Origin of the sequence: Allobosea sp. (assembly GCF_030694325.1) — a bacterium.
Classification (GTDB): domain Bacteria; phylum Pseudomonadota; class Alphaproteobacteria; order Rhizobiales; family Beijerinckiaceae; genus Allobosea.
Genome location: NZ_JAUXYO010000128.1, coordinates 1 through 2905, shown reverse-complemented (window position 1 = coordinate 2905; position 2905 = coordinate 1). Strand labels below are relative to the sequence as shown.

Here is a 2905-nt window from a genome sequence, read left to right as displayed (position 1 = left end):
GAAGCCCTTGCCGCTGCGGATGGCGGCGGCCCGGTGACGATCCATCTCGCTGCGGCTCTGGCTCTGGTAGACGTCGAGCGTCATCGAGCGATGCAATGTCAGCCCCCGCTGGATGCCGAACAGGTCGTAGACGCCGTCCGTCCAGGTCACGATCTCGGTCTTGAGATCGCATGACCACGCACCGCCCGGTCCCGACAGGGCCTCCTGATAGAGGCCGGCGGGATTGCCGGCGTTCTTGGCGAGGGGCGTGTCGAGCATCAATGGGAAGTTCCCGGGGGAGGCAGGCATCTCGACGTCGACCGTAGCGGCGACGAGTTAAACGCCTGTTTCCCAGCCCGGCGAAAGAGAGGCCCCTTCACTCCCGGCGCAGCGCCTCGATCGGATCGAGCCGCGCCGCCTGGCGGGCCGGATAGAAGCCGAAGAAGACGCCGATCATGCCGGATACGCCGACGGCGATCAGGATCGTCTCGATCGAGACGACCGAGGGCCAGCCGGCTATTCGCGCAATCGTGAGCGCCGAGCCGATGCCGAGCGCGATGCCCACCGCCCCGCCGATCGTGGCGAGCGTCGTCGCCTCGATCAGGAACTGAGCCAGGACGTCGCGCTGCCGCGCGCCGACCGCGAGCCGCAGGCCGATTTCGCGCGTCCGCTCTGTCACCGACACCAGCATGATGTTCATGATGCCGATGCCGCCGACCAGCAGCGACACCCCCGCCACCGCCGCCAGCAGCCAGGACAGCGTGTTGGCGGCCTGTGTCGCGGTGTTGGCGATCTCGGTGAGGTTGCGGACGATGAAGTCGTCCTCCTGATCGGCCATCAGCCGGTGGCGCTGGCGCAGCAGCGCGCTGGTCTGCTCGATGCCGGGCGCGATCGCATCCTCGCTGGCGAACTTGACCATGATGGTCTGCACCGAGCGGTCGCGGGCATAGTTGCGGCCGACGATCCGGCGCCGACCGGTGTCCAGCGGCACGAAGATGACGTCGTCCTGATCCTGGCCCAGGGCCGACTGGCCCTTTGGGGCCATCACGCCGATCACGCGGAAGGGTACGTTGCGGATGCGGAACTGCTGTTCGAGCGGGTTCTGCTCGCCGAAGAGATTGCGCGCCACGGTCTGGCCGATGATGGCGACGATCTCGCCGCGGCGCAGCTCCTCGGGTTCGAACAGGCGGCCTTCGCCGACATCCCATTCGCGGGCGGTGAAGAAGTCGAGATCGGTTGCGGTGATCTGGGTCGACCAGTTGGTTCCGCCGAAGACGGCCTGGGCCCGGGTGACGATGACGGGCGCGGCGGCCATGACGCCGTCGACCTCGCGGGCGATGGCGGTCGCATCCTCGTCGGTCAGCGTCGAGGAGGCGCCGGCGCCGAGCCTGGCGCCCCCCTGGGTGACATTGCCCGACTGGACGATGGCGAGATTGGCGCCGAGAGACTTGATCTGCGAGGTGACGCGCTCGCGGGCGCCCGAGCCGATCGCGACCATCGCGATGACGGCGGCGACGCCGATGATGATGCCGAGCATGGTCAGGGCCGAGCGCAGCGCATTGGCGCCGATGGCCGAGAGGGCGGAGCGGATGGCCTCAAGGATGCTCATGCGACGGTCTCCGGCACCGGCTCGACGGGCTGGGCTCCGGCATCGAGAGCCAGCAGCGCCCTGCGGGCGTCGGCCGCCTCCTGCCGCTGGTCGCTGAGCAGCCGGCCGTCGCGGAAGCGGATGACGCGGCGGGCGTGGCGCGCGACCTCGGCGTCATGGGTGACGAGGACGACGGTGACGCCCTCGTGGTTGAGGTCCTGGAACAGGGCGAGGATTTCCAGCGCCGTGCGGCTGTCGAGCGCGCCGGTGGGCTCGTCGGCCAGCAGCAGGCGCGGCTCGTTGACGAGCGCACGGGCGATGGCGACCCGCTGCTGCTGGCCGCCCGAGAGCTGCATCGGGCGGTGATGGGCGCGGTCGCCCAGGCCGACGCGGCCGAGCGCGGCGAGCGCCCGCTGCCGCCGCGTCTTCCGGTCGGCCCCGGCATAGACCATCGGCAGTTCGACATTGGCGCAGGCGTCGACGCGCGGCAGCAGGTTGAACTGCTGGAAGACGAAGCCGAGCTTGCGGTTGCGCAATTCCGCCAGGCCGTCGCTGCCGAGCGTCTCGACCGCGACGCCGTCGAGCCGGTAGTGGCCGCCGGTCGGCCGGTCGAGGCAGCCGATCAGGTTCATGAAAGTGGATTTGCCCGAGCCGGAGGGGCCCATTACCGCGACGAGGTCACCCGCTTCGATGTCGAGCGAGACGCGGTCGAGTGCCGTGACGCGGCCGGAATCGAGGTCGTAGACGCGGGAGAGGTCGCGGGCTTCGATCAGGGGCATGGGGTGGACGACCTTGTCTTTCCGGGGCGGCCCAAGGGGCCGAACCCGGAACCCATGACGGGGTTCGCCTGGTCGAGCGAGCCTGCCATCGCCTGCACCCGGTCTTGGGTTCCGGGTTCGCCGCTGCGCGACGCCCCGGAATGACAAGGGATGGTGGGTGCCCCCGACATCGCCATCAGAACAGCCGCGGGCCGCGCATGGGCGGCCCTCCCGCAGGCGCGGGCGCCGCTGCTGCGCGCGGTCCGCCGCCGATGATCACCGGCTGACCGTCCTTGAGGTCGCCGGAGACGAGTTCGGTATAGACGCCGTCGGTCGGGCCGAGCATGACCGGCACCGCGCGCGGGCGACCGTCTTCGTCGAGCACATAGACGCGACCAGGCGTGCCTTGCTGCGGCGCGCCGCGTCCCCCCTGCATCATCGCCTCGAACTTCACCTTGCGCTCCGGGTCGAGCACGGCGGCGACCTTGGTGATCATGTCGGCGCGGGCCTTGCGGAAGACGGCGCGGCGCTCCTCCTCGCTCATGCCGGCCATGGCCTCGCGAAAGCCGGCGCGGCGCTC

General features: G+C 70.2%; 2 protein-coding genes and 2 pseudogenes. All 4 read right to left on the bottom strand.

Annotated elements, in window-relative coordinates; translation table 11 throughout:
* A pseudogene (locus tag Q8M82_RS07840) lies at positions 1–258 on the bottom strand (hypothetical protein); the annotation flags it as partial.
* A 97-nt stretch (positions 259–355) separates the two neighbouring features.
* Positions 356–1588, bottom strand: a complete 1233-nt coding sequence (locus Q8M82_RS07835) for an ABC transporter permease (protein ID WP_305690811.1) — start codon at positions 1586–1588, stop codon at positions 356–358.
* The gene (locus Q8M82_RS07830) at positions 1585–2346 is read right to left on the bottom strand and encodes an ABC transporter ATP-binding protein (protein ID WP_305690810.1); all 762 of its coding nucleotides are present in this window, start codon (positions 2344–2346) and stop codon (positions 1585–1587) included. The genes Q8M82_RS07835 and Q8M82_RS07830 overlap by 4 nt, the downstream gene beginning before the upstream one ends.
* 175 nt (positions 2347–2521) lie before the next feature.
* A pseudogene (locus tag Q8M82_RS07825) lies at positions 2522–2905 on the bottom strand (hypothetical protein); the annotation flags it as partial.

What these genes read in the sequence shown, in the direction of transcription:
- Q8M82_RS07835 (WP_305690811.1), bottom strand. Translation starts at nt 1,588, where the DNA reads ATGAGCATCCTTGAGGCCATCCGCTCCGCCCTCTCGGCCATCGGCGCC.
- Q8M82_RS07830 (WP_305690810.1), bottom strand. Translation starts at nt 2,346, where the DNA reads ATGCCCCTGATCGAAGCCCGCGACCTCTCCCGCGTCTACGACCTCGAT.